The 25,577-nt window shown below is 71.2% G+C and carries 22 protein-coding genes; 9 read left to right on the forward strand and 13 right to left on the reverse strand.

The genetic code is table 11. The features are described from left to right. The first annotated feature begins 110 nt into the window (after positions 1 to 110). Positions 111 to 1,022 (forward strand): sulfite exporter TauE/SafE family protein, encoded by a 912-nt coding sequence (locus KBY47_RS09785; protein WP_210920598.1) that lies wholly within the window; start codon positions 111 to 113, stop codon positions 1,020 to 1,022. An 82-nt stretch (positions 1,023 to 1,104) separates the two neighbouring features. Here the strand turns inward: KBY47_RS09785 and KBY47_RS09790 are convergent, their stop codons facing one another. After that, positions 1,105 to 2,328 (reverse strand): alginate lyase family protein, encoded by a 1,224-nt coding sequence (locus tag KBY47_RS09790; protein ID WP_210920599.1) that lies wholly within the window; start codon positions 2,326 to 2,328, stop codon positions 1,105 to 1,107. Between the two features lie 272 nt (positions 2,329 to 2,600). Here KBY47_RS09790 and KBY47_RS09795 point away from each other — a divergent pair, with 272 nt between their 5' ends. After that, complete coding sequence (locus KBY47_RS09795; protein WP_210920600.1) at positions 2,601 to 5,615, forward strand: carbohydrate binding domain-containing protein; 3,015 nt, start codon at positions 2,601 to 2,603, stop codon at positions 5,613 to 5,615. A gap of 62 nt (positions 5,616 to 5,677) precedes the next feature. Here KBY47_RS09795 and KBY47_RS09800 read toward each other — a convergent pair whose 3' ends face one another. From KBY47_RS09800 to KBY47_RS09815, 4 genes are all read right to left on the reverse strand, one after another. Beyond that, positions 5,678 to 7,120, reverse strand: a complete 1,443-nt coding sequence (locus KBY47_RS09800; protein WP_210920601.1) for a GH1 family beta-glucosidase — start codon at positions 7,118 to 7,120, stop codon at positions 5,678 to 5,680. A 37-nt stretch (positions 7,121 to 7,157) separates the two neighbouring features. Further along, positions 7,158 to 8,072 (reverse strand): carbohydrate ABC transporter permease, encoded by a 915-nt coding sequence (locus KBY47_RS09805; protein WP_210920602.1) that lies wholly within the window; start codon positions 8,070 to 8,072, stop codon positions 7,158 to 7,160. Positions 8,073 to 8,085: 13 nt separating this feature from the next. Continuing rightward, positions 8,086 to 9,063 (reverse strand): sugar ABC transporter permease, encoded by a 978-nt coding sequence (locus KBY47_RS09810; RefSeq protein ID WP_308405107.1) that lies wholly within the window; start codon positions 9,061 to 9,063, stop codon positions 8,086 to 8,088. An 89-nt stretch (positions 9,064 to 9,152) separates the two neighbouring features. After that, positions 9,153 to 10,466 (reverse strand): ABC transporter substrate-binding protein, encoded by a 1,314-nt coding sequence (locus tag KBY47_RS09815; RefSeq protein ID WP_210920603.1) that lies wholly within the window; start codon positions 10,464 to 10,466, stop codon positions 9,153 to 9,155. Between the two features lie 308 nt (positions 10,467 to 10,774). Between KBY47_RS09815 and KBY47_RS09820 the strand changes: the two genes are divergently transcribed. From KBY47_RS09820 to KBY47_RS09850, 7 genes are all read left to right on the forward strand, one after another. Further along, positions 10,775 to 11,788 carry a LacI family DNA-binding transcriptional regulator gene (locus KBY47_RS09820; RefSeq protein ID WP_210920604.1) on the forward strand — a complete coding sequence of 338 codons (1,014 nt, stop codon included), beginning with the start codon at positions 10,775 to 10,777 and terminating at the stop codon, positions 11,786 to 11,788. 201 nt (positions 11,789 to 11,989) lie between these two features. After that, positions 11,990 to 13,387 (forward strand): hypothetical protein, encoded by a 1,398-nt coding sequence (locus KBY47_RS09825; RefSeq protein WP_247694479.1) that lies wholly within the window; start codon positions 11,990 to 11,992, stop codon positions 13,385 to 13,387. A gap of 76 nt (positions 13,388 to 13,463) precedes the next feature. After that, complete coding sequence (locus KBY47_RS09830) at positions 13,464 to 14,795, forward strand: erythromycin esterase family protein (RefSeq protein ID WP_308405108.1); 1,332 nt, start codon at positions 13,464 to 13,466, stop codon at positions 14,793 to 14,795. 111 nt (positions 14,796 to 14,906) lie between these two features. Beyond that, positions 14,907 to 15,470 (forward strand): tellurite resistance TerB family protein, encoded by a 564-nt coding sequence (locus KBY47_RS09835; RefSeq protein WP_210920606.1) that lies wholly within the window; start codon positions 14,907 to 14,909, stop codon positions 15,468 to 15,470. Between the two features lie 138 nt (positions 15,471 to 15,608). Further along, entirely contained in the window at positions 15,609 to 16,211 is a 603-nt protein-coding gene (locus KBY47_RS09840; protein ID WP_210920607.1) for a bifunctional 2-polyprenyl-6-hydroxyphenol methylase/3-demethylubiquinol 3-O-methyltransferase UbiG, read from the forward strand. Between the two features lie 115 nt (positions 16,212 to 16,326). Next, positions 16,327 to 16,590, forward strand: a complete 264-nt coding sequence (locus KBY47_RS09845) for a hypothetical protein (RefSeq protein ID WP_210920608.1) — start codon at positions 16,327 to 16,329, stop codon at positions 16,588 to 16,590. A gap of 58 nt (positions 16,591 to 16,648) precedes the next feature. After that, positions 16,649 to 17,134 carry an MSMEG_6728 family protein gene (locus KBY47_RS09850; protein WP_210920609.1) on the forward strand — a complete coding sequence of 162 codons (486 nt, stop codon included), beginning with the start codon at positions 16,649 to 16,651 and terminating at the stop codon, positions 17,132 to 17,134. Between the two features lie 32 nt (positions 17,135 to 17,166). Here the strand turns inward: KBY47_RS09850 and KBY47_RS09855 are convergent, their stop codons facing one another. From KBY47_RS09855 to KBY47_RS09890, 8 genes are all read right to left on the reverse strand, one after another. Next, positions 17,167 to 18,018, reverse strand: coding sequence for a hypothetical protein (locus KBY47_RS09855; RefSeq protein ID WP_210920610.1), 852 nt, complete (start codon positions 18,016 to 18,018; stop codon positions 17,167 to 17,169). A gap of 66 nt (positions 18,019 to 18,084) precedes the next feature. Next, a complete protein-coding gene (gap, locus tag KBY47_RS09860) occupies positions 18,085 to 19,083 on the reverse strand; it encodes a type I glyceraldehyde-3-phosphate dehydrogenase (protein WP_210920611.1) in 999 nt (332 codons plus the stop codon). Positions 19,084 to 19,190: 107 nt separating this feature from the next. Next, the gene (locus KBY47_RS09865; RefSeq protein ID WP_210920612.1) at positions 19,191 to 20,147 is read right to left on the reverse strand and encodes a GlxA family transcriptional regulator; all 957 of its coding nucleotides are present in this window, start codon (positions 20,145 to 20,147) and stop codon (positions 19,191 to 19,193) included. Between the two features lie 16 nt (positions 20,148 to 20,163). Beyond that, positions 20,164 to 20,376, reverse strand: coding sequence for an acyl-CoA carboxylase subunit epsilon (locus KBY47_RS09870; RefSeq protein ID WP_210920613.1), 213 nt, complete (start codon positions 20,374 to 20,376; stop codon positions 20,164 to 20,166). A gap of 125 nt (positions 20,377 to 20,501) precedes the next feature. Beyond that, complete coding sequence (locus KBY47_RS09875; protein ID WP_210920614.1) at positions 20,502 to 22,106, reverse strand: glycoside hydrolase family 13 protein; 1,605 nt, start codon at positions 22,104 to 22,106, stop codon at positions 20,502 to 20,504. Positions 22,107 to 22,215: 109 nt separating this feature from the next. Continuing rightward, positions 22,216 to 23,091: a carbohydrate ABC transporter permease gene (locus tag KBY47_RS09880; protein ID WP_210920615.1), complete on the reverse strand. Its 876-nt coding sequence runs from the start codon at positions 23,089 to 23,091 to the stop codon at positions 22,216 to 22,218. A 16-nt stretch (positions 23,092 to 23,107) separates the two neighbouring features. Beyond that, positions 23,108 to 24,067: a carbohydrate ABC transporter permease gene (locus tag KBY47_RS09885; RefSeq protein WP_210920616.1), complete on the reverse strand. Its 960-nt coding sequence runs from the start codon at positions 24,065 to 24,067 to the stop codon at positions 23,108 to 23,110. Positions 24,068 to 24,155: 88 nt separating this feature from the next. Next, entirely contained in the window at positions 24,156 to 25,571 is a 1,416-nt protein-coding gene (locus tag KBY47_RS09890; protein WP_210920617.1) for an extracellular solute-binding protein, read from the reverse strand. Positions 25,572 to 25,577: the final 6 nt, after the last annotated feature.

Below are 25,577 nucleotides of genomic sequence, written 5' to 3' on the forward strand. Positions count from 1 at the left end.
TGCAACTCACCTCGAGAAGACCCTGGACAGCGGCGTCCACCACCTCCACGCCCATTCTTCCCCGACTGTTCCCTAGCTTTCCCATAGGAAAGGTTTCTAGGGTCGTCCGCATGGACTTCTCCGTCTCGATCATCGTCGCCGGTGCCCTCGTCGGATTCGCCGTGGGGCTCACCGGCATGGGCGGTGGGGCCCTGATGACGCCGATCATGGTCATGCTGTTCGGGGTGAACCCGACCGCGGCCATCGGCAGCGACCTCGCCGCGTCGGTGTTCATGAAGCCGTTCGGCGCGCTGGTGCACCAGCGGGCGGGCACCGTGCGGTGGGACATCGTGCGCTGGCTGCTGCCGACCGCCGTACCGGCCGCGTTCGGCGGGGTGTTCCTGCTGCGGGCGCTCGGCGACGGGGAAGCGCTCCAGGAGCGGGTGAAGTACGTCGTCGGCGCCGCGCTGCTGCTGGCCGTCACCGGGATGCTCGCCCGTATCCGGCTCGACCGGCGCCGCGCCGCCACCGTGACCGAGGACGCCCATGTGCCGGTGCGTCCCGTGGCCACGCTGCTGATCGGTCTGGTGGGCGGCGTCATCGTCGGGATGACGTCGGTGGGGTCCGGGTCCCTGGTGATCGTGATGCTGATGCTGGCCCATCCGCGGCTCAAGGCCAACCACATCGTCGGCACCGACCTCGTGCAGGCGATCCCCATGGTGGCCGCCGCCGCGCTCGGTCATCTCCTCGTCGGGGACGCCGATCTGGGGCTCGCCGGGACGCTCCTCGTCGGCGCGATCCCCGGTGTCGTCGTGGGCGCCCTGGTCTCCACCCGGGTGGGTGGCTCCGCGGTGCGCTGGGCGCTGGTGGTGCTGCTGACCGGGTCCGGTCTGTCCATGCTCAAGGCGTCGTCCGCCGTGATCGTGACCGCCTGCGTGGCCATGGCCCTCGTCGGGATCGTCAGCGCCGTACGGGGGCGGCGGAGCGGCAGCCCGCGTGGACCGGTCGAGGAAGAGCGGGCGGAGGCGGGCGTGCGGGTCTGAGACCGCAGCCGGGCCCTGCCGCCGACCGGGCCCCGCCGTCGACGGCCGACGGGACCCTCCAGGAGACGGGAGCCCTCGGGGGTCAGCCGTGGTTGTCGCCGTGGGTGAGGGTCTCCCAGGCGACGAAGAGGTTGTTGCTGCCCGCGGGCCTGTTCTGCCGGGTCAGGATCTCGGTGTTGGTCATGGCGTAACCGAGCCGGTTGTGCATGGCGTTGTAGCCGACCTCGGTGACGGGTCCGAGGCCACGGTGCAGCGTGCCGCCGCACAGCCAGCCCGGTACGGGCTCGCCCAGTTCGTACTTCGACTGGAAGCCGAGCGCGTGCCGCAGCCGTTCGCCCACGTCGGTGCCGTAGAGGTCCTGGCCCTGGATGCGGCTGGTCTCCGCGACGTGTGAGATGGCGGAGATGCCGTATCCCGTGTGGGTGAGGTCGCGGCAGGTCTCCTGGGTGAGGCCGGTGACGAAGGTGGTCTGTCCCTGCCAGTACCGGACGATCTTGTCGCGGGTGTCGAGGTTCTGGCCGGGCACCGTCCTCGGCAGGCTGCCGTCGGAGGCGAGGTAGACGTAGGCGGCGGTGCGGGTGCGGAACTTGGCCATCGCCTTGTCGTACGACGCCCTGTCCTCCAGGAAGACGGCGATGCCGAGGGCGGCCTCCATCATCGACAGCTCCCAGTTGCCGTTGGAGTGGGAGCCGTTGACGACCTCCGGGAGGTACACGTCGCGGAGCATGGTCGCGAAGCGGCCGGAGTTGGGCCAGCCGCCGGTGTAGGTGTACTTGATGATCTCGGCGGCCCTGGGCCAGGAGGACCCGGCCCAGCCGGTCTGGAGCGGGGCGTTGCTGTTGGTGTGGTCCTGGATGACCGCGGACCAGGCGTCCATCAGCTCGATGGCCTTGCGCGCGTGCCGCTCGTCGCGGGTGATGTACCAGGCGAGCGCCTGGGTGTAGGCGGCGATCGCGTCCTCGCGCTCGTCCGTGCAGCCGTGGTTGGGGTTGGAGTACGAGCCGCACTCGACGACCGCCCGGGGCTTCGGGACGCGGTTCAGGTCGGCGTACCGGCTGGCCATCATCTGGTCGAAGGCGCCCTTCCAGGGCTGGGCGCCGGCCGTGACCCTGCCGCGGGCGAAGTCCAGCTGCCCCTTGGAGACGGTGACGCCGGGGTGGACGAAGGTGGCGGGCGCGGCGTCGGCGCGGTGGGCGCCGCCGGGCCAGGAGAGCAGACCGGCCAGCAGGGCGGTGACCGCGACGGCGATGACGGTGCGGAGGGAGGGGCGGGTTCTGCGGTGGGGGTGAGCGGATGCGTGTGACATGGGAGTCCGTTCTCGTATGTGAACGCAATTCGCTTCGCTGAACGTGCAGTTGATGAGCAGACGATAGGTACAGACCAGTGGGCCGTCAAGCGGTGCCGCTGGAGGCGTCTCCACCCCGCTGCCGGTTTTCGTTCCACCTCTTTACGGGGTCGGCTTCCGTCGATAACTTCCCTGCGACGCAAGACGTTTCAGCAAGTTTCCGTTTGCGCTTCCAGTGCGTGTCAGCCGCCGTGGCACCGCCGCGGCCCTCACCGGGAAGACCATGACCACTCATGAGACCCAGACGCACCCCCACCGGCATACGCCCGCTCACCCGCCCGTCGGCCGCGGCGGTGGCCGCCGGTTGTCTGCTCGGCGTGCTGTCCGTCGTACCGGGCGCCCCCTCCCCAGCCACCACCTCGCCCGCCACCACCCCGGCCGCGGCGACGGCGGGCGAGACGGCGACCGTGTTCTACTACACGAAGACCAGGAACTGGGCCCAGTACCACCTGCACTACGCCCCCGACGGCGGCGCGTGGACCACGGCCCCGGGCATGCGGATGGAGTCGGCGTGCGCCGACTGGGTGAAGGCGACGGTCGACCTGGGCAGCGCGGCGGGCCTCCAGGCCACCTTCACCGACGGCTCGGGCACCTGGGACAACAACGCGGGCCGCGACTACGACCTGGGAACGGGCGACATCACCGTCAAGGACGGTGTCGTGGCCCACTCCGACCCGTGCGGCGACGACGGCGGCACCGACCCCGGGAGCGGCGGCACCGCCACGGTCTACTTCGCCACCGGGACCCTCGGCTGGACCACCGCCAACCTCCACTACCAGCCCACGGGCGGCGCCTGGACCGCGGTCCCCGGCGTGGGGATGGAGGCGGCGTGCACGGGCTGGTGGAAGAAGGAGGTCGGCCTCGGCACGGCCACCTCCATGAAGGCCGCGTTCAACAACGGCAACGGAGTCTGGGACAACAACCGCGGCGCCGACTACACCCTGCCCACGGGCCTCACCACCGTCGACGACGGCACCGTGACCACGGACGCCACCGACCCCTGCGCCGAGGAGACCCCCGACACCCGGGCACCGACCGCCCCGACCGGGGTCACCGCACGGGCCGACGGGGTCGCCGTCGTGCTGACCTGGGAGCCGTCCACCGACGACCGGGGCGTCACCCGCTACCAGGTGACCCGCACCGGCGGCACCCGCGGCACGGTGGTGACGGACGTGGGCTCGACGGTCCTCTCCGACGCCGGTCTGGAGGAGCGCACCGCCTACACCTACACGGTCCGGGCCGTCGACGCGGCGGGCAATGTCTCCGCCGCCTCCGCCACCGCCACCGCCACCACCGGGGAGAAGCCCGCCGATCCCGCCACGGGAAGGCCGCTGGGCACCGATCCGCGCAAGGACCCGATCTACTTCGTGATGACCGCCCGTTTCCAGGACGGTGACACGAGCAACAACCGCGGCGGCAGCCAGCACGAGAAGTCCGGCAACGCCGCCGCCTCCGACCCCATGCTCCGCGGTGACTTCCGGGGCCTGGTCGACAAGCTCGACTACATCAAGGGGCTCGGCTTCTCCGCCGTGTGGATCACCCCGGTCGTCCTCAACCGCTCCGACTACGACTACCACGGCTACCACGGCTGGGACTTCTACCGGGTCGACCCCCGCCTGGAGTCCGCCGGCGCCTCCTACCAGGACCTCATCAACGCCGCCCACGCCAAGGGCATGAAGATCTACCAGGACGTCGTCTACAACCACTCCTCACGCTGGGGCGCCAAGGGCCTGTTCACCCCGACCGTCCACGGCGTCCGCGACGCCCAGTGGAGCTGGTACTACGACGAGACGCAGGCCGGGTTCGAGTACGACGGCCTGACCGTGGAGCCCAAGAGCGGCAAGTCGTACTACAACGGCGACCTGTGGTCGACCGCCGAACCCACCGGTAACACCTGCCTCAACTGGGGCAAGCCCACCGGCGGCCGGAGCCCCGAGGGCTACACCCTCTACAACTGCCAGTGGCCGAGCCCCACCTCGGGCATGTTCCCCAGGGCGCTCTACCACAACTGCTGGATCGGCAACTGGGAGGGCGAGGACTCCCGTTCCTGCTGGCTGCACGAGGACCTCGCCGACTTCAACACCGAGAACGCGCGGGTGCAGAACTACCTGATCGGCGCGTACGACAAGTACATCGACATGGGCGTGGACGGCTTCCGCGTCGACACGGCCGTGCACATCCCGCGCACCACCTGGAACCGCCGCTTCCTGCCCGCCATCCAGGAACGCGTCACCCAGCGGCACGGCGCTGAGGCCGCCCGGAACTTCTTCGTCTTCGGAGAGGTCGCGGCCTTCGTCAACGACAAGTGGAACCGCGGCTCGGTCAACCACTCCGCGCAGTTCTACACCTGGAAGGAGCGCGCCGAGTACAGCGCCGACGACGAGCAGGCCGCGCTGGAGATGTACGCGTACGAACAGCGGCAGGGCACCGGCAACCAGCCCACGTCCCGCAACGCCTTCCTCGACGGCAACGCGTACCACGCGCCGGACCACAGCCGGTTCTCCTGTATGCACGTCATCGACATGCGCATGCACATGAACTTCAGCGACGCGTCCAACGCCTTCCACAACGGCAAGGACTCCGACGACTCCTACAACGACGCCACCTACAACGTCGTCTACGTCGACAGCCACGACTACGGTCCCAACAAGAGCGGCGAGCGCTACGCCGGAGGCACCGACGCCTGGGCGGAGAACATGTCCCTGATGTGGACCTTCCGCGGCATCCCCACCCTTTATTACGGCTCGGAGATCGAGTTCCAGAAGGGCAGGAAGATCGACTGCGGTCCCAGTTGCCCGCTGTCCACGACCGGGCGCGCCTACTTCGGCGACCATCTCGCCGGTGAGGTGAAGGCGTCGGACTTCTCCCGGGTCGACTCCGCCTCGGGCGCGGTGGCCGACACCCTGGCCATGCCGCTGGCCCGGCACGTGCAGCGGCTCAACGAGATCCGCCGGGCGGTCCCCGCCCTCCAGACGGGCCAGTACTCCACGGAGGGCATCCAGGGCGAGATGGCCTTCAAGCGCCGCTACACCAGCGGCGGCACCGACAGCTTCGCCCTGGTCACCGTCACCCACGCGGCCACCTACACCGGCGTCCCCAACGGCACCTACGTGGACGCCGTCACCGGGGACCGGCGGACCGTCACCGACGGGAAGCTGACCGTCGCGGCACCCGGCAAGGGCAACCTGCGGGTGTACGTCCTCGACGGGCCCGGGAAGATCGGCACCGCGGGGCCGTACCTGAGGTGACGGCCCGTCGGACGCCCGCCCTCCGCACCCGTGCTCCGGCGCGGAGGGCGGGCTCGCGGCGCTCAGGCGCCGGGCAGGATCCCGGTGCGGGCCACCTCGGCGTACCAGCGGGCGCTGGCCTTGGGGATGCGGGTGCCGGTCGGGTAGTCCACGTACACGGCGCCGAAGCGCTTGCTGTAGCCGTGGGCCCACTCGAAGTTGTCCAGCAGCGACCACAGGAAGTAGCCGCGGACGTCCGAGCCGTCCTTGATGGCCTGGTGCACGGCGGCCAGGTGGCCGCGTACGTAGGCGATGCGCTCCGGGTCGTTGACGTTGCCCTCGGGGTCGGCGTAGTCGTGGAACGCGGCGCCGTTCTCGGTGATCACCAGCGGCAGCTCCGGGAAGTCGGAGGACAGCCGCCGCAGCAGCTCGTACAGGCCGCTCGGGTCGACGGCCCAGCCCATGGCGGTGGTGTCGCCGGGCGGCTGGTGGAAGGCGACCTCGTCGGCGCCCGGCCAGGGGCTGTGCGCGCTGACGCCGTGTCCGTCGGAGTTGTGGGTGCCGGAGCCGTCGGCGCGGGAGACCAGGGTGGGCGAGTAGTAGTTGACGCCGAGGAAGTCCAGCGGCTGCCGGGCCGTCTCCAGGTCGCCGTCGCGCACGAAGGACCAGTCGGTCAGCGCCGCGGTGTCCTTGAGCAGGTCCTCCGGGTAGGCGCCGCGCAGCATCGGACCGGTGAAGACCCGGTTGGCCAGCGCGTCGATGCGGCGGGCGGCGTCCACGTCGGCGGCGCTGTCGGTGCGCGGGCGGACGTGGTGGATGTTGAGGGTGACCGAGCAGCGGGCGTCGGCGGCGATCCGCTCGCGCAGCGCCTGTACGGCCATGCCGTGGCCGAGGTTGAGGTGGTGGGCGGCGCGCAGCGCGGCGACCGGGTCGGTGCGGCCGGGGGCGTGCACCCCGGAGCCGTAGCCGAGGAAGGCGCTGCACCAGGGCTCGTTGAGGGTGGTCCAGGTCTTCACCCGGTCGCCGAGGGCGTCCCCGGCGAGGGCCGCGTACTCGGCGAAGCGTTCGGCGGTGGCGCGCTCGGGCCAGCCGCCCGCGTCCTCCAGCTCCTGCGGGAGGTCCCAGTGGTAGAGGGTGGCGACGGGCTGGATGCCCTTGGCCAGCAGCTCGTCGACGAGGCGGCGGTAGAAGTCGAGGCCCTTCTGCACGGCGGGGCCGCGGCCGGTGGGCTGGATGCGGGGCCAGGCGAGGGAGAAGCGGTAGGCGCCGACGCCGAGTTCGGCCATCAGGGCGACGTCCTCGCGCCAGCGGTGGTAGTGGTCGGTGGCGATGTCACCGGTGTCGCCGTTGCGGACCCGGCCCGGGGTGCGGGCGTAGGTGTCCCAGATGGACGGGGTGCGGCCGTCCTCGGCGGCGGCCCCCTCGATCTGGTACGAGGCGGTCGCGGTGCCCCAGAGGAAGCCCTTCGGGAAGGTGCGGGAGGCGTCCGGGGCGGACGCGGTCTGCTGCTGTGCTGCGGTGACCACGTAGGTCCTTTCAGGTGGGAGGGGGTGGGGGCGGGGGTCAGCCCTTGACGGCGCCCGCCATGATGCCGCTGACGATCTGGCGGCCGAAGACGATGAACATCGCCAGCAGCGGCAGGGTGCCGAGCAGGGCGCCCGCCATGATCAGGGACTGGTCGCGGATGTATCCGGCGCTGAGCTGGGTGAGGGCGACGGGGACGGTGGGGTTGGTCATGTCGAGGACCACGAACGGCCAGAAGAAGTCGTTCCAGGCGTGCACGAACGTGATCATGAACAGCACCGCCATCGCCGGGCGGGCGACGGGCAGCACGATGCTCCAGAAGATGCGCAGCGAGTGCGCGCCGTCCACGCGGGCCGCCTCGACGAGTTCGTCCGGCAGCGCCTCCGACAGGTACTGCCGCATGAAGAACACGCCGACCGCGCTGACCAGGGTGGGGAAGATGACCGCGGGCAGCTCCTGCGACCAGCCCAGCTCGGACATCATCATGAACAGGGGGACGACACCGAGCTGCGGCGGCACCATCATGGTGCCGATCACCAGCATCAGCAGGATGTTGCGGCCCTTGAACCGCAGTTTGGCGAAGGCGAACCCGGCGAGCGTCGCGAAGAACACCGTGGACAGGGCGATGACCCCGGCCACGATCAGGCTGTTGATCATGGCCTTGCCCATCGCCGCCTCGTCCCAGGCGCGGGCGAGGTTGCTGAACAGGTTCGGGCCGGGCAGGAACGGCGGCGGGGTCTGGCTGACCCGGGTGTTGTCGGTGGAGGCCGCCACCATCGTCCAGTACAGCGGGAAGATCGACAGGAGCGCGGTGATGCCGAGCAGGATGTAGGCCAGCGGGCCCGCGTGGTGCTGGCGTCCGGCGCGCTGGCCCAGCAGCCGGCGGCCGGTGGTCTTCCGGGCGGGGGTCCGGGGCGGTGCGTCCGTCCGGACCGGGAGGCTTTCGGTGGTCATGACTGACTCCTGGTCAGGACGTACGGGAACGCAGGCGCTTGATCAGGCGCTGGGCCACGAAGACGAGGACGAGCAGCAGGAACATCGCCCAGGCGACGGTCGCGGAGCGGCCCATCTGGTAGTTCTTCCAGCCCTCCTCGTACAGCAGCAGGCCGAGCGTCTGGTACTGGTTGTCCGCGCCGCCGGTCACACCGTTGGGGCCCTGGCCGAAGATCAGCGGCTCACCGAAGAGCTGGGTGGCGCCGATCGTGGAGAGCACGATGGTGAAGACGATGGTGGAGCGGATCCCCGGCACGGTGACGTTGGTGAACTGCTTCCAGCGGGAGGCGCCGTCGATGGCGGCGGCCTCGTACCGGTCGGCGGGGATGGCCTGCATCGCGGCCAGGTAGAGCAGTGCGTTGTAGCCGGTCCAGCGCCAGATGACGATGGTGGAGATGGCGAGCTGGGCGGGCCACTTGTCGGCCTCCCAGTTCACCGGGTCGAGCCCGATGCCGCCGAGCGCCCAGTTGATCATGCCGAAGTCGCGCTCGAAGAGCATCGTGAACACCAGCGCGGCGGCACCGACCGAGGTGGCGTACGGGACCAGCGAGGCGACGCGGAAGAACAGCGAGCCGCGCATCCGGTAGTTCAGCAGGTGGGCCAGGCCGAGCGCCATCAGCAGCTGGGGCACGGTGGAGATGACACCGATCGTGATGGTGTTCGCCAGCGCGTTCCAGAAGCGTTCGTCGTTCCACAGCTCGACGTAGTTGTCGAACGCCACCCACTCCATGACGTCGAGGGTGGCGAGTTCGACCCGGTGCAGGGAGATCCAGGACGTGTAGATCAGGGGGTAGAAGCTGAACGCGGCGAACACGACGAAGAACGGCGCGACGAACGCGTACGGCGCGCCCTTGATGTCCAGTCGGTGCAGCAGTGCGCCGAGCCGTCGTCTGCCGCCGTCGCCGCCCGGCTCGGCGAGATCCGCCCGGGCGCTGGTGGTGGAGGTCGCCACCGGAGTTCCTTCCTTCAGAGCGGGGGTGGGGCCGGAGTCCGGGGCCCGCCGACGGTACGGACGGGCCCCGGACTCCCGAGGGGTGGCGGTCAGCCGACCGCCTTCTCGATGCGCTCCGCGGTGGTGTCCCACGCCTCGTCACGCGCGGCGCCCTGCTGTTCGATCAGGGTCAGGCCCTGGGAGAAGGTGTCCTTGATGGTGCCGTCCTTGCGGCCCAGCACCTGCTTGTCCGGGATCTCCTGGGCCGCGGCGCCGAAGATCTCACCGATCGGGGCGTCGCTGAAGTACTCCGAGGTGGCGCTCTTCACGTCGGGGCTCTCCAGGGCCTCGCGCGAGGACGGGATGTTGCCGATCTCCTTGAAGATGTGGGCCTGCTGCTCCGGCGCGGTCAGCCACGCGACGAGCTTCTTGGCCTCCTCCTTGACCGGGCTCTGCTCGACCACGCCGAGGAAGGAACCGCCCCAGTTGGCGCCCTTGGGTGCCCGCGCGACGTCCCACTTGCCCTTGTTCGCCTCACCGGCCTTCTCACTGATGTGGCTGAGCATCCAGGCGGGGCAGGTGGCCGTCGCGAACGTGCCGTTGGCCAGACCCGGGTCCCAACCGGGCTGGAACTGGCGCAGCTTGGCGGTCAGCCCGTCCTCGGCGGCGTCGGCGGCGAGGTTCCAGGCTTCCTTGACGACCGGGTTCTTGTCGTAGATCAGCTCGCCCTGCTCGTCGTAGTACTGCTCGGAGTGGCCGTAGACCATGGCGTTGAACAGGCCGCTGGCCGCGTCCATGTACGCCACCTTGTCGCCCTTGAAGTCCTTCTTGAAGGTGCGGCCGACCTCGACGTACTTCTCCCAGTCGCCCTCCCACAGCTTGCCGACCTCTTCGCGGTCGGTGGGCAGGCCCGCCTGCTCGAAGTAGTCCTTGCGGTAGCAGACCGCCATCGGGCCGATGTCGGTGCCCAGGCCCAGCACCTTGCCGTCAGCCGTGCTGATCTGGGACTGCTTCCACGGCAGGAAGTGGTCGGTGCCGGCCATGTCGGAGAAGTCCGCGAACTTGCCGGCCTGGGTGTCGGTGATTTCCTTGGCCCTACCAATTTCTATGCCCTGGATGTCCTTCAGGCCCTTGCCCGCGGCGAGCCTGGTCTGGAGGGCGGTGTAGTAGGTCTGCTCGTCACCGGCGACCTCGGCCTGGACGTCGACGCCGGGGTTCTCCTTCTCGTACTGCTCGATCAGGCCGGTCTCCTTGATGCCCATCACGCCGAAGAGGCCCATGGTGATGACGGTCTTGCCGTCCTTCTTGCCGCCGCCCGTGACGGAGTCGTCGTCGCCGGAGCACCCGACGACGAGCGAGAGCGCACCGGCGGCCGCGACCGCCGCGAGCGCTCTGGTTCGGAACGACCTGTGGACTGTGCCCATGTTTCTTCCTCCAACGGACGGCTCTGACGCACCGGAGCGACGACTTCGTACGACGATCAGGGCAAGGTTGATGATCATGGTGGGTACGTTCCCACCGCCGAGTGGGAACGTACCCACCGGCCGTACGAAGACTCCTGGCAGGAAACGGCCATGTCAATAACTTGAAAACAATTAGTCAGACTTATTCGGGGTCGAGCGTTCGCCTCCCGAGCCCGGGAGGGTGCTGGCCCGCCCTCGTCGTCTGCCACAATTGCCGCTGGTCAGGTCCGCGACCGGGGCTGCCGCGAGCCCGACGGGAGGAGCACAGGGTGGGGAACCGCCGTCCCACGATCAAGACGGTCGCCGCCCGCGCCGGGGTGGGCCGCACGACCGTGTCCCGGGTCATCAACGGCTCGGAACTGGTCAGCGCTGACGCCCGGGAGCGGGTCCTGGAGGCGATCAAGGAGCTGAACTACGTCCCGAACTCGGTCGCCCGCGGCCTGGTGACCAGCCGCACCAACGCGGTGGCGCTGGTGATCCCCGAGTCGGAGAGCAGGCTCGGCTCGGAACCCTTCTTCGCCGCCCTGATCCGCGGGGTGAGCGGCGCGCTCGCCGAGACCCGCACCCAGCTCCAGCTGATGCTCGTACGCGACCGCTCGGAGCGCGACCAGCTGACGGCGTCCGTGGCGACCCGCCGCGTCGACGGGGTGCTGCTGGTCTCGGTGCACGCCCACGACCGGCTGCCAGGACTGCTGGAGGAGCTGGGCCTGCCCACGGTGCTGGCGGGCCGCCGCGACGAGCGGGAGCGGCTGAGCCACGTCACCTCCGACAACGCCGGGGGCGCCGCCGCGGCCGTCCGGCATCTGCTGGAGCGGGGCAGGACCCGGATCGCCACCATCACCGGGCCGCTCGACATGGACGTGGGCCGCAGCCGCCTCGCCGGATGGCGGGACGCGCACCGGGAGGCCGGGGTGCGCGCCGACGAAGTCCTGGTCGAATCCGGTGACTTCACCGAGGAGGGCGGACGGGAGGCCATGCGTTCGCTTCTTGAACGGGCACCGGACCTGGACGCCGTCTTCGCCGCCTCCGACCTCATGGCCGTCAGCGCCCTTGCCGAACTGCGCCGCCAGGGACGGCGGGTGCCGGGGGACGTCGCCGTCGTCGGCTTCGAGGACTCCGTGCTCGCCCGCCACACCAACCCGCCGCTGACGACGGTCCGGCAGCCGGTCGAGGAGCTGGGCCGGACCATGGCCCGCATCCTCCTCGACGAGATCACCGAAGCGAGCCCGCCGGGGCGGCATCTGATGCTGCCGACGGAGTTGGTGGTGCGGGAGTCGTCGTGACGGCATGGCACCGCCATGCTCGGCGCCGCGAACACTATGAACAGAAACGATCACGCCATGGCCCGGCGCCCGGCCCGTTCCTAGCATCGCTGCGCGCTGCGCGACGACGCGCCGCCGAAGGCAAGGAGCGGAACCTTGAGAAGGCCGAATCCACTACTGCGAACAGGTGAACGGCTCCGTGGGAGGCTGCGTCGGACGGCGCTGGCCGCCGGTGCCGCGGGGCTGGCCGTGGGGGTGCTCGGCGGGGTGACACCCGCCCGGGCGGACGCCCCGCGGCCCGCGACCACCGCGTGTCCGGCCGCGCTCGCCGGGAAGGCCACCTGCTACACCGGCCAGGACGCGAACGGCGCCCACTACGCGATCGCCGTCCCCGACGACTGGAACGGGTCCCTCGTCGTGCACGCCCACGGCGGCCCCGACCTGGGCGACGCCTCCGACCCGGCCCGCAGCCTCGACGACCTGGGCCGCTGGGACGTCATGGTCGACCAGGGCTACGCCTGGGCCGGTTCGGCCTACCGCCGAGGCGGCTACGGCACACGGATGGCCGCCGCCGACACGGAGAACGTACGCCGCGTCTTCGTCTCCGCCTTCGGCGAGCCCGAGCGCACCTACCTCCACGGCCAGTCCTGGGGCGGCGACGTCGCGGCCAAGGTCGCGGAGGTGTACGGACAGCGCATGGACCGCCCCTACGACGGGGCCCTCCTCACCAACGGTGTCCTGGCGGGCGGCTCCCGCGGCTACGACTACCGCGTCGACCTGCGGGTGGTCTACCAGTACTACTGCCAGAACCACCCCCGCCCCACCGAACCGCGGTACCCGCTGTGGCAGGGCCTGCGCGCGACCTCCACCATGACCTCCAGCGGCCTGCGCGCCCGCCTCCAGGAATGCACCGGCCACGCCTCCGCGCCCGGGGACCGCACCCCGCTCCAGCAGCGCAACCTCGACGACATCCTCGCCGTGACGAAGATCCCGGAGCGCACCCTGGAGTCCCACCTGCGCTTCGCCACCTTCACGTTCCGCGACATCGTCACCGACCGCCTCGGCGGCCGCAACCCCTTCGGCAACGAGGGGGTGCGCTACTCCGGGTCGCACGACGACAAGGCCCTGAACGCTGGGGTGGAACGCTTCTCGGCCGACCCTTCCGCGGTGCGCGACCTGTCCTACGACAGCGACCTCACCGGCAAGGTCACCATCCCCGTCCTCACCCTGCACGCCATCGACGACCCCACGGCCTTCGTCGAGCACGAGGCGGCCTACCGGGCCACGCTCCAGGGCGCCGACCGGGACCGGTACCTGGTGCAGACGTTCACCGACGAACACGAGCACAGCAGCCTCAGCGACTCCGAGTACGCCGCCTCCGTCGCCGCCCTCGACCGCTGGGTCCGCAGCGGACGCAAGCCCCTCCCGCAGTCGATCGCGACATCCTGCGAGACCTACGACCGCACCTACGGCACCGGCTGCTTCTACGACCCCGGCTTCCGCCCCTCCGCCTACGCCACCCGCGTCAACGCCCGGCCGGGCGGGCTGCGCTGGCCCGCGCTGACCGCCGAGCAGGAGAGGGCGTGGAGCCACGTCGACGGCGTGGGGATCGCGCCGTAGCGCCATGGGGGCAGCGCCGTTTCCCGGTGGCGCCCGCGGGGAACCCGGCCCCGGGGGCGCACGGAAGGGGAACGCCGTGTCCGACACCGACCTGCTCCGCATCCGGGACGACGCCCTGCCCCTCGCCGACGCGGCGTCGCTCGACCCCCTGCTGGAACGCGTCGGCAACGCCCGCTACGTCCTGGTGGGCGAGGCGTCCCACGGGACCGCCGACTACTACCGGGTCCGCGCCGAGCTGACCCGGCGGCTGATCGAGGAGAAGGATTTCTCCTTCGTCGCCGTGGAGGGCGACTGGCCGGACTGCCAGGCGGTGCACTCCTCGGTGGTCGCGGCGCCGGGCTCGCCGGACGACCCCGCCGAGGTGCTGGCGGGCTTCCGGCGCTGGCCGGCGTGGATGTGGGGCAACACCGAGGTGGCCGCCTTCACCCGGTGGCTGCGCGGCCACAACGAGGAGCGACCGCCCGAGCGGCGCGTCGGCTTCTTCGGACTGGACGTCTACAGCCTGTGGGAGTCGCTGCACGCGGTCCTCGACCATCTGCGCGAGCACGATCCGGACCGGGTGGACCAGGCCCTCGAGGCGTACCGGTGCTTCGAACCGTATGCCGAGGATCCGCAGTCGTATGCGCTGGCCACCCGCGTGCTGCCCGCGGGCTGCGAGGCGCAGGTGATGTCCCTGCTCGCCGAGGCGCGTGAGCGGGCCGCGCGGGCGGCGGTGGCGGACGGCTCCCTCACGGAGCTGGCCGCGCGGCAGAACGCGGAGGTGCTCGCGGGTGCCGAGCGCTACTACCGGGCCGTGCTCGGCGGCGGCCCCGAGTCCTGGAACATCCGCGACCGCCACATGGCCGACACCCTCGACCGGCTGACGGAGCACCACGGCCCCGCCGCCAAGGCGGTGGTGTGGGCGCACAACACGCACGTCGGGGACGCCCGCGCCACGGACATGGTCGACACCGGCACGGTCAGCATCGGCCAGCTGGCGCGGGAACGGCACATGGCCGACGGGGTGGTGCTCGTCGGATTCGGTTCCCACTCGGGGACCGTGACCGCCGCGGACGAGTGGGGTGGCCGGCCGCGGACCATGGAGGTGCCGGACGCCCACACCGGCAGCCTGGAGGAGCTGCTGCACCGGGCGCTGTCCGGTCGGCGTGCCCTGTTCGTCTTCCCCCATGTGCAGTTGCAGAGGCCGCCGGCCACCGGTCCGCGCGAGTGGTTCCACCAGGAACGTGGTCACCGGGCGATCGGTGTCGTCTACCAGCCGCGCCACGAACGCCTGGGCAACTACGTGCCCACCGTCCTGTCCGAGCGCTACGACGCCTTCTGTTACGTCGACCGGAGCGAGGCGCTCACCCCGCTGCGCCCCGCCCCGGAGATGGGCGGGGCGGGGCAGACGTGGCCCGCGGGGGTCTGAACAGCGGGCGTGCTTTGCGGAACCTTTGCCCGGGGGTCCGTCGTTGAGGGGGCGAGCGCGCGTGGAGCGGGTTCGCTGAAGATGGCCCAGATCGATACCGAGGTGACCTCAATGGCAGTGTGGGACCGGCTCAAGGACCAGGCCAAGGCTCTCCAGCAGGGTGGCCGGGGCCCCGTGGGAGGGCACGGCGCGCAGGGCGGGCACGGGGGGCACGGCACGCGGTCCGGCGGTGGCTCGCGGGCCCAGCTGGTCAGCGCGCTGAAGAACCAGCTCGGTTCGCTGAAGGCCGAGTTGAAGAGCGGCGCCTACCGGGACGCCAGCATGGCGATGTGCGCGCTGGTCGCGGCGGCCGACGGGCAGGTGGACGGGGCCGAGCGGCAGCAGATGGAGCAGCTGATCCTCAGCAACGACGTGTTGCAGAACTTCCCGCCGGAGCAGCTGCGCCAGCGCTTCGGCAAGCATGTGGACCGGCTGACGTACGACTTCGCGCAGGGCAAGGCCGAGGCCCTGCAGGAGATCGTCAAGACGGCGAAGAAGCCGACCGAGGCGCGTGCGGTGATCCAGATGGGCATCGTCATCGCCGGTGCGGACGGGCACTTCTCGCAGGCCGAGGAGATGGTGATCCGGGAGGTGTGCGGGGCGCTGGGCATCTCCCCGGCCGAGTTCCAGCTCTGACGCGTGCGGCGCGCGGCCCCGTCCGGTGCGGCGGGGCCGCGCCGCCGGGCGGGGGGGCATGTTTGGATCTCCTTGGATCCCCTTAAATCTCCTTGGGGCCCGGGGCTGGACCCGGACGCGGAGACACGGAGGTGCACCTTGGACGCTGCGGCCTGGGACGAGCGGTACCGGGGCGGCGAGCTGGTGTGGAAGGCGGAGCCCAACCGTTTCGTCGCCGAGGAGCTGGGCGGCCTGAAGCCGACCGGGCGGGCGGTGGACCTGGCCGCCGGGGAGGGACGCAACGCCGTCTGGCTCGCCGGACTGGGCTGGGAGGTCGACGCCGTCGACTTCTCCGCCGTGGCGCTGGAGAAGGCCGCCCTCCAGGCCACCGACCGGGGTGTGCGGCTACGGACGGTGCACGCCGATCTGACGCTCTGGTCGCCCGCGGAGGGGGCGTACGACCTGGCGCTGATCGCGTACCTCCAACTGCCGTGGGAGCAGCTGCGGCAGGTGCTGACGCGGGCCGTCCGGGGGGTGCGCGCCGGGGGCACGCTGCTGCTCGTCGGCCATGACGCCGCCAATCGCGAGCGCGGGTACGGCGGCCCGCAGGACCCCCGGGTGCTGTACTCCGTCGACCGGATCGCCGGGGTGTGGCGCCCGCACTGCGACCTCGTGCGGACCGAGACGGTCACCCGGCCGGTGACGGACGCCGACGGCCACCACACGGCCCTCGACGCCCTGGTGCGCGCCGTGCGCAGGTGACGGGCGCGGGAACAATCCGGCCGCGTCCGGCGCTGCTCCTTCTGCCCGGTGGGTACCCGGTTCGAGCGGGTCTCCCGTCGGGAAAGGCACCCATCCGTGGAGGAGCGTGAGACCGATGGCGACGGCACGAAGCGACTGGCCGTCCACGGCCGAGGACACATCAGTGGTGACCCGCTGCGGGCGCACGATCGCCGTGCGCCGTCTGCGGCTCGCGGTCGCCGACCGGCCCATCGGCCGGGTCGCCCTGGACGTCGGCCAGGACCAGGGCGGCGAACCGGGGACCTGGGCGGCGCTCACCGCTGACGAGGCCCGTGACCTGGCGCGTCTGCTCCTGCTGCATGCGAACAGGGTTGAGCACGACCGCGGCCGTACGCCGTAGGCGAGCCCCGGACGGCCCTCCCGGCCCCCATCCAGTTCCCCATGTCAGGACGGCGATCATGCAGACCTTCCTGCCCGATCCGGACTTCCGCCGTTCCGCGCTGCTGCTGGACCGCCGCCGCCTCGGCAAGCAGCGGGTGGAGGCGCTCCAGGTGCTGCGCGGTCTGACGGTGCCGGGATACGGGTGGCGCAGGCATCCGGCCGTACGGATGTGGAGCGGCTACGAGGAGGCACTGGTCCGCTACGGCCTGGAGGTCTGCCGGGTGTGGCGGGAGCAGGGGCATCAGGACAGCTGTGCCGCGTCGCTGGTCGCCGGGTTCGGCGCCGAGCGCCCCGGGACGCCGATCCGCGGTCAGGCCGCTCTCTCGGACGCCGGGGAGCTGCCGCCCTGGCTCGGTGACGAGGCCTTCCACCGCAGTCACCGCTCGGCCCTCGTCCGCAAGGACGCGGAGGTGTACGCGGGAACGTTCCCCGGCGTACCGGACGATCTGCCGTACGTGTGGCCGCGCTCCGACCGGGAGGGCTCGGTTCCGACACCGGGCTGACGGGTCCCGGCGCGGACGTCAGGGGATACCGCTCACGGGCGGTCGAGCTTGTCGGCGCGGGCGGCGGCGTCCTCGGCCCGGCGCCGGGCCTCCCGAAGTGCCCGGTCGGCGGCCTGTGCGTGGTCGCGGGCCTGCTGGGCGGCCTCCTGGGAGCGCCGCTGGTCGCGTTCCGCGTCGTGGAGCTGCCGGGTCAGGTCGCTGACGCGCTGTTCGGCCTGCCGTTGTTCCTCCTCCGCCCGCCGCCGTGCCGCCTCGGCCTCGGACAGCTCTGCCTCACGGCTCCCCTGCTCGCGCCGGGCCTCGTCGGCCCGCCGGCGGGCCCGCTCCCGTTCCTCGTCCTGCCGTTTGCGGCGCCGGGCGCGTGCGGAGTCCAGGTCGGTCACCTTCGCGGCCGAGGGACGGGTGGCCGCGGCGGGGAAGCCGACCGGGGCGGCGAGGGCCCTCGTCAGCCGTCCCCGCGCCCACTCCCCGGCCGCCGCCGGGTCGGCGAGCACCGCGTGCAGGGTGTCCTGGACCTCCTGCCGCACACCGTCGCTGAGGTGCTGCCCGGCACGGGCGGCCAGCTCACCGGCCTGCCGGGACAGCGTGAAGGTGAGCTGGTGCTGCCGCGCCGACAGCTGCCGCAGCTGTTCGCCGTCCAGGTCCTGGTGGGCCTGGCGGAGCGCCTCACCGAGCCGCAGCAGCTGCCCGGCCTCGTCCGGCCGCTCACGGGCCAGCAGGTTCCCGGCGTACGCCGCCAGGGTGGGGCGGCGCAGCCGACGGATTCGTTCGGCCAGCTCGCGGTCGCCCGCGGTGCGGGCGGCCCTGGCCCGCTCGTCGCGGGCTGCGGTGAACTCGCCCGGCGGCAGGCCGTACAGCTCGTCGGCCACGGCGTCCAGGTCCACAGGCCGATTTTGTCACCTGTGTCCGCCGGGTGGCCGGTCGAACGGTCCGCCGCCGGGGCGCGCCGGTCAGCCCCGGGCGAGGAGTTCCAGGGTGTCGATCACCCGGTTGGAGAAGCCCCACTCGTTGTCGTACCAGGCGACGACCTTGATGTGGCGTCCGTCGACCCGGGTGAGGGCGGAGTCGAAGATGGACGAGGCCGGGTTGCCGGTGATGTCGGAGGAGACCAGCGCGTCGTCGGAGTACTCGAGGATTCCGGCGAGCGGTCCCTCGGCGGCGGTGCGGTAGGCCTCCAGCACCTCGTCGCGGGTGACGTCGCGGCCGACGGTGGTGTTCAGCTCGACGATCGAACCCACCGGGACGGGCACGCGGATCGAGTCGCCGGACAGCTTGCCGTCGAGGTTCGGCAGGACCAGGCCGATCGCCTTGGCGGCGCCGGTGGTGGTCGGCACGATGTTGACGGCGGCGGCGCGGGCGCGGCGGGGGTCGCGGTGCGGGCCGTCCTGGAGGTTCTGCTCCTGGGTGTAGGCGTGCACCGTCGTCATGAAGCCGTGCTCGATGCCCGCGAGTTCGTCGAGTACGGCGGCCAGCGGGGCGAGCGCGTTGGTCGTGCAGGAGGCGTTGGAGACGATGGTGTGCAGCTCGGCGTCGTAGGCGTCCGTGTTGACGCCGTAGGCGAGCGTGACGTCGGCGCCGTCCGAGGGCGCGCCGACCAGCACCTTCCTCGCGCCCGCGTCGAGGTGGGCGCGGGCGGCCTTGGCGGAGGTGAAGCGGCCGGTCGCCTCCAGCACGAGGTCGACGCCGAGTTCGGCCCAGGGCAGCTGTGCCGGTTCGCGCTCGGCGAGCACCTTGATGCGGCGACCGTCGACGACGAGGGTGTCGCCGTCGACGGTGACCGGGCGGCCGAGGCGGCCCGCCGTGGTGTCGTAGGCGAGGAGCCTGGCGAGGGCGGTGGGCTCGGTGAGGTCGTTGACGGCGACGATCTCGAGGTCGCTGTCGCGTTCGAGGAGCGCGCGCAGCACGTTGCGTCCGATGCGGCCGAATCCGTTGATGGCGATGCGAGTCATGAGTGGTGTCCCTTCCGTTCGTTCACCAGCCTCGCGCGCCGGGCGCGCCGGTGGCCTGGGCGAGAGCGCCATGGTTCGCAAGGATCGCGCCAGCCCCCGGCGGGGTGCTACTCCCCCTGTGAGAAGGTGCGCCGGTATTCACTCGGGGTGGTGCCGAGGACGTGCTGGAAGTGCAGGCGCAGATTGGCGCCGGTGCCGAGGCCGACGTCGGCGGCGATCTGCTCGACGCTGCGCTCGGAGCGCTCCAGGAGTTCCCGGGCCGCGTCGACGCGGGCGCGCATCACCCACTGCATGGGCGTGTATCCGGTGTCCTCGACGAAGCGTCGGGAGAGGGTGCGCGGGGAGACCGCCGCGTGCCGGGCGAGCACCTTCAGGCTGAGGGGTTCGCTGAGGCGGTGCAGCGCCCACTCGCGGGTGGCGGCGAAGCGTTCGCCGAGCGGTTCGGAGATGCTGCGCGGCACGAACTGCGCCTGGCCGCCGCTGCGGTAGGGCGCTGCGACGAGGCGCCGGGCGGCGTGGTTGGAGGCGGCCACCCCCAGGTCGCCGCGCAGGATGTGCAGGCACAGGTCGATGCCGGAGGCGGCCCCGGCGGAGGTGAGCACGGTGCCCTCGTCGACGAACAGCACGTTCTCGTCGACGCGGATCAGGGGGTGCTTCTCCATGAGCGCCCGGGTGTAGTGCCAGTGGGTCGTGGCGCGTCGGCCGTCGAGCAGCCCGGTGGCGGCGAGCGCGAACGCGCCCGTGGAGATGGCGGCGAGGCGGGCGCCCCCGGTGTGCGCGGCGCGCAGCGCGTCGACGACGGCGGGCGGCGGGTCGTCGCGGTCGGGCGCCCGGTAGCCGGGGATGAAGACGGTCTCCGCCCAGTCGAGGACGTCCAGGCCGTGTGCGACGTGGTACGACAGTCCGTCGCCGCCGGTCACCAGTCCGGGCGCCGCGCCGCACACCCGTACCTCGTACGGCATGCTCGCCCGGGTCGTGAAGACCTGCGCGGGGATGCCGACGTCGAGCGGCTTCGCTCCTTCGAGGACCAGGACGGCGACGCGGCGCAGGGGGGTGGAGGACACCCGGACAGCGTAGGTCCTACGGGGCGTTCCAGCTGGTCGGGACTCCGTAGTACGGTCTGCGCTCCGGGCGCCGCCAGGTGGGGCGCCGCTCCTTGGCGGCGGAACCGTTCACGGGCTCCGGGCGCTGCCGTAGTTGGGCGATCACGGCGACCAGCGCGGCCAGATCGTGTTCGCTGGGCTGGCCCCGCTCCACCTTGAAGAGCGCAGCGGGGCTGTTCGGTGCGCGCATCACGCGGCTCCCTCACTCCGTCGGGACTCGCACTGACGCTAGGGCCCGGAACCTGGCGGCGCCCTAGGGGCGTGGTGGAGCCGGGGTGGATGCCGGGGCCGCCACCGGGGCCGGTGGGCGGGGTGTCAGGTGCGCAGCCAGGCCGCGGTGTCGGGTGGCAGCAGTCCGTCGGCGTCGAGCGGGCCGCTGGTGAGGAGGGTTCGCCGGTGGGCGGGGAGGACGGTGGGGCGGTCGGAGAGGTTGACGACGCAGACCAGGCCGTCGCCGCGGGCGAAGGAGAGGACGCCGTCGTCGGCGGGGAGCCAGGTGAGGGGGCCGTCGCCGAAGCCCGTGCCGGAGCGGCGCAGTGCCAGGGCCTCCTGGTACAGGCCGAGCATGGAGTCCGGGTCGCCGCTCTGCCGGTCGACGGCGTACGTGCCCCAGTCGGCAGGCTGCGGCAGCCAGGGTTCGGCCGCCGTGGAGAAGCCGTGGGAGGGGCCGTCGGCGGTCCAGGGCAGGGGGACGCGGCAGCCGTCGCGGCCGGGGTCGGTGCCCCCGGAGCGGAAGTGCATGGGGTCCTCGATGCGGTCCAGCGGGATGTCGGCCTCGGGGAGGCCCAGTTCCTCGCCCTGGTAGAGGTAGACGGAGCCGGGCAGGGCGAGGGTGAGCAGGGCGGCGGCGCGGGCGCGGCGGGTGCCGAGGGTGAGGTCGGTGGGGGTGCCGAAGGCCTTGGTCGCGAAGTCGAAGGCGGTGTCGGCGCGGCCGTAGCGGGTGACGGTGCGGGTGACGTCGTGGTTGCAGAGCACCCAGGTGGCGGGGGCGCCGACGGGGGCGTGTTCGGCGAGGGTGGCGTCGATGGTGGCGCGCAGCCGGCCGGCCTCCCAGGGGCAGGTGAGGAAGTTGAAGTTGAAGGCGGTGTGGAGTTCGTCGGGGCGCAGGTAGCGGGCGAAGCGTTCGGCGTCCGGCAGCCAGACCTCGCCGACGAACATGGCGCCGTACTCGTCGGCGATGGAGCGCCAGGCGCGGTAGATGTCGTGGAGTTCGTCCTGGTCGATGTAGGGGTGCGGGTCGACGCCCTCCTGGAAGTCGGCGAGCGCGGGGTCTTTGACGAGCAGGGCGGCGGAGTCGATGCGGACGCCCGCGACGCCGCGTTCGAACCAGAAGCGCAGGATGTCCTCGTGTTCGCGGCGGACGGCGGGGTGCGCCCAGTTGAGGTCGGGCTGTTCGGGGGTGAACAGGTGCAGGTACCACTCGCCGTCGGGGACGCGGGTCCAGGTGCGGCCGGAGAACTGGGACGGCCAGTCGTTGGGCGGGAGTTCGCCGTGTGCGCCGCGGCCGGGGCGGAAGTGGAAGAGTTCGCGTTCGGGGCTGCCGGGGCCCGCGGCCAGTGCGGCGCGGAACCAGCGGTGCTGGTCGGAGACGTGGTTGGGGACGATGTCGACGATGACGCGCAGGCCGAGTCCGGCGGCTTCGGCGATGAGCTTCTCGGCCTCGGCGAGGGTGCCGAAGGCGGGGTCGATGGTGCGGTAGTCGGCGACGTCGTAGCCGCCGTCGACCATGGGTGAGGTGTACCAGGGGGTGAACCACACGGCGTCGACGCCGAGTTCCGCGAGGTAGGGCAGTCTCGCCCGGACCCCCGCGAGGTCCCCGGTGCCGTCGCCGTCGCCGTCGGCGAAGCTGCGGGGGTACACCTGGTAGATGACGGCGTCGCGCCACCAGTCGTCGGTGCGGGGCGAGTGCGGGGCTGCCACGTGTCGGTCCTTTCGGGCAGGTGGGTCTTCGCCGCCGGTCCGCGGGGCTGCGGGGCTTGGCACGGACCGGCGGCGAAGGCTGGGGTGGACTGGAGGGGAGGCCGGGCGGTCAGCCCTTGAGGCCGCCCGCGGTGAGGCCGCTCATGATGTTCCGCTGGAAGATCAGGAAGATGAGCAGCGTCGGGATCGAGGCGATCGTCAGCGCGGCGATCAGGACGTTCACGGGGACGCCGTTGGAGAGCGAGTAGATGCCCACGTTGAGGGTCTGTCTGGCCGGGTCGGGCAGGGTGAGCATGGGCCAGAGGAAGTCCTTCCAGACGCCGACGACCGCGAAGATCGACACCACGCCGAGGATGGGCCGGGAGACCGGCAGCACGATCGACCACAGGATACGCAGCGGGGAGGCGCCGTCCATGGCGGCGGCGTCCAGGAGTTCCTTGGGGATGGAGTCGAAGAACCGCTTCAGCAGGAAGATGTTGAAGGCGTTGGTGACGGACGGCAGCCAGATCACCCAGGGGGTGTTGAGGAGGTTGCGTTCCACGATCGGCACGTCGAGCACGGTCAGGTACTGCGGTACGACGAGCACGGTCGCCGGGATCATCAGCGTGGCGAGCATCATGCCGAGGATGGCCTTGCCGAGGACGGGACGCAGCCGGGACAGCGAGTAGGCGGCGGCGACGTCCAGGACGAGTTGGAAGGCGAGCGCGCCGAGGGCGTAGTAGAGGGTGTTGAACAGCAGGCCCGCCAGGTCCATGACCTCCCAGGCGCGGCTGTAGTTCTCCGGGGTGAAGGAGCCGGGGACGAGGGTCGGCGGGGTCTGGACGACCTCCTGGGCGTCCTTGAAGCCGCTGCTGATCAGCCAGTACAGCGGGCCGAGGAAGACCAGGGTGAACCCGCCGACCACCACCGCGAAGACGATCCAGTAGAGCAGCCTGACGCGGGGCCGGGCGAGTTGGGCCGGTGAGATGAGTGTGCGTGTGGACATGCCGGTCTCCCTCGCGTCAGGCGTCCTCGGTGCGGCTGAGCTTCACGTACGCCGCCGAGAAACCGGCGAGCAGGACGAGCAGGAGCAGACCGAGCGCCGCCGCGGCACCGTAGTTGTTGAAGTTGAAGGCGTACTGGTAGATGAGGTAGACGACGGTGGTGGTGGAGCCCTCGGGTCCGGCGCCGCCGGTGAGCAGGAACGGCTCGACGAAGACCTGCATGGTCGCGATGATCTGCATCAGCAGCATCAGGGACAGGATCAGGCGGGTCTGCGGGATGGTGACGTGCCAGATCTTGCGGAAGAGTCCGGCGCCGTCGAGTTCGGCGGCCTCGTACAGTTCGCCGGGGATGCCCTGGAGCGCGGCGAGGTAGATGAGGGCGGCGCCGCCCATGTTCATCCAGGTCGAGGCGATGACGACGGAGAGCATGGACAGGTCGGGGTCCTGGAGCCACTGCTGTTCGGGCAGGTGGAGGATGCCGAGGAGTTCGTTGAGGAGGCCGTAGCCGGGGTCGTAGAGGTACTTGAACAGCAGCACCGAGGCGACCGGCGGGAGCATCACGGGCAGGTAGACCAGCAGGCGGAGGTAGCCCTGGCCGTGGTGGAACTCGTTGATGACGATGGCGACGGCGAACGGGACGACGAAGCCGAGGAGCAGCGCGAGCACGGTGAACAGCAGGGTGTTGCGCCAGGCCTGCCAGAACGCCGGGTCGTTGAAGACGGTGGTGAGGTTGTCCAGGCCGACCCAGGTGGTCTCGCCGTTCTCGGTCTTCTGGAAGGCCAGGAAGAACTCCCTGACCATCGGGTACCAGGAGAACACCGCGAAGCAGACGACCGCGCCGATGAGGAAGCCGTGGGCGGTGAGGTTGCGCCGCAGGCTCTTGGCGAACCGGCCGCCGGGCGGCGGCGGGGGCGCCTTGCGCGGCGGGGTGTGGCGGGCCGGGTCCGCCGTGCTCGGGGTGAGGCTGGGGGCCGACATCGTCGCTCCTTGAGTTTCCGTTCCGCTCGGTCGTGGCGGTGGGCCCGGCGGGGGCGGGCCGCTGGGCGCCGCCCCCGCCGCGGGTGCCTCACTGGTTGGCGAGGACCTGGTTGACCTGTGCCTCGGCCGTGTCGAGGAGCTTGTCGACGTCGGCGTCCTCGTTGGTGAGGATGCCGGACATCACGTTGTCGAGGACCTTGTAGATCTCCTGGGCCTTCGGCGGCTCGGCCTTGCCCGGGACGGGGTTGTCCATGAACGTCTGGAAGTTGGCGACGGGCATGGTGGCGTGCTCCACGCGGGCGGCGTCGTCCTTCTCCTTGGACTCGCCGAGCCAGAAGTTGGGCTGGGGTACGCCGACGGGGAGCTTGTCGGCCTTGGTGCGGGCCCAGTCGAACTGGCCCTTGCCGACGGTGAGGTTCTTGAAGTTCAGCCAGGCGACGGCGGCCTTGATCTTGTCGGGCGATATGCCCTTCTTGATCATGTAGTTGTTGCCGCCCGCGAGGGTGGCCTGTCCGCCGGGGATCGGGCCCATGCCGAAGTTCTCGTACTCGGCGCCGAGTTGCTGGACCATGTAGGCGATGTCGTCGGGGGCGGCGAGGAACATGCCGAGCTTGTCGGTGGCGATCTGCTTCTGGAGGTCGCCCCACTTCAGCAGCTGGGTCTTGCCCATGCTGTCGTCCTCCCAGCGCATGGCGTGGAGGTTCTCGGCGACCCGGCGGCCGGTCTCGTCGTTGAACGCGGCCTTGGTGCCGCCGGCGTCCACGATGTCGCCGCCGAGGCTGTACATGTGCGCGGTGAAGTGCCAGCCGCCGGTGTTGGCGGCGCTGTACTCGCCGAACCCGGCGATGCCGTCGCCGAGGCCGGCGATCTTCTTGGCGGCGGCACGGACCTCCTCCCAGGTGCGCGGCGGGGCGTCGGGGTCGAGCCCGGCCTTCTCGAACAGCCCCCGGTTGATCAGCAGGCCCATGGTGTAGTTGCTGGTGGGCAGGCCGTACAGCTTGCCGTCCTGCTTGAGCGAGCCGAGGACGTTCGGGTCGATGTCCTTCAGCAGCGGGACGGTCTTGTCGTTGACGTAGGCGGTGATGTCTTCGGCACCGTCGTGGTCGAGGACCTGCGGCAGGTCGGTGAAGTAGGTGTAGAACACGTCGGGCTGGGACTTGGCCTTCAGCATCGCGGTGAAGCGCGGGGGTTCCAGGCACTGGCCGGGGGTGGAGCGGCCCTCGATGGTGACGTTCGGGTAGGTCTTGTTGAACTCGGCGACGTCTTCCTTCCACTCCTTCAGCTCGGCCGCCTTCGCCGCGGGCGGCATGCAGTCGATGGTGATCGTGACCTTGGTCTTGGGGTCCAGCGGCGCGGCCGGGTCGGAGTTGCCGCCCCCTTCGTCACCGCCGCCCCCGTTGTCGCTGCTGCTCGTGCCGCAGGCGGCGAGCGCGGTCAGCGTGAGCGCGGAGAGGAGGGCGACCGCGCTGGCGCGGCGGGAACGGCGGAACCGGGCACTTCTCATGGCTGG

This window comes from Streptomyces sp. B93 (genome assembly GCF_018070565.1).
In the GTDB taxonomy this organism is placed as follows: Bacteria; Actinomycetota; Actinomycetes; order Streptomycetales; family Streptomycetaceae; genus Streptomyces.

Excerpts from the sequence above, each read along its gene's own strand:
- KBY47_RS09890 (WP_210920617.1), bottom strand. The coding sequence starts at position 25,571 with ATGAGAAGTGCCCGGTTCCGCCGTTCCCGCCGCGCCAGCGCGGTCGCC.
- KBY47_RS09835 (WP_210920606.1), top strand. The coding sequence starts at position 14,907 with ATGGCAGTGTGGGACCGGCTCAAGGACCAGGCCAAGGCTCTCCAGCAG.
- KBY47_RS09795 (WP_210920600.1), top strand. The coding sequence starts at position 2,601 with ATGAGACCCAGACGCACCCCCACCGGCATACGCCCGCTCACCCGCCCG.
- KBY47_RS09790 (WP_210920599.1), bottom strand. The coding sequence starts at position 2,328 with ATGTCACACGCATCCGCTCACCCCCACCGCAGAACCCGCCCCTCCCTC.
- KBY47_RS09815 (WP_210920603.1), bottom strand. The coding sequence starts at position 10,466 with ATGGGCACAGTCCACAGGTCGTTCCGAACCAGAGCGCTCGCGGCGGTC.
- KBY47_RS09850 (WP_210920609.1), top strand. The coding sequence starts at position 16,649 with ATGCAGACCTTCCTGCCCGATCCGGACTTCCGCCGTTCCGCGCTGCTG.
- KBY47_RS09785 (WP_210920598.1), top strand. The coding sequence starts at position 111 with ATGGACTTCTCCGTCTCGATCATCGTCGCCGGTGCCCTCGTCGGATTC.
- KBY47_RS09880 (WP_210920615.1), bottom strand. The coding sequence starts at position 23,091 with ATGTCCACACGCACACTCATCTCACCGGCCCAACTCGCCCGGCCCCGC.
- gap (WP_210920611.1), bottom strand. The coding sequence starts at position 19,083 with ATGACTCGCATCGCCATCAACGGATTCGGCCGCATCGGACGCAACGTG.
- KBY47_RS09845 (WP_210920608.1), top strand. The coding sequence starts at position 16,327 with ATGGCGACGGCACGAAGCGACTGGCCGTCCACGGCCGAGGACACATCA.
- KBY47_RS09805 (WP_210920602.1), bottom strand. The coding sequence starts at position 8,072 with ATGACCACCGAAAGCCTCCCGGTCCGGACGGACGCACCGCCCCGGACC.
- KBY47_RS09870 (WP_210920613.1), bottom strand. The coding sequence starts at position 20,376 with ATGCGCGCACCGAACAGCCCCGCTGCGCTCTTCAAGGTGGAGCGGGGC.
- KBY47_RS09885 (WP_210920616.1), bottom strand. The coding sequence starts at position 24,067 with ATGTCGGCCCCCAGCCTCACCCCGAGCACGGCGGACCCGGCCCGCCAC.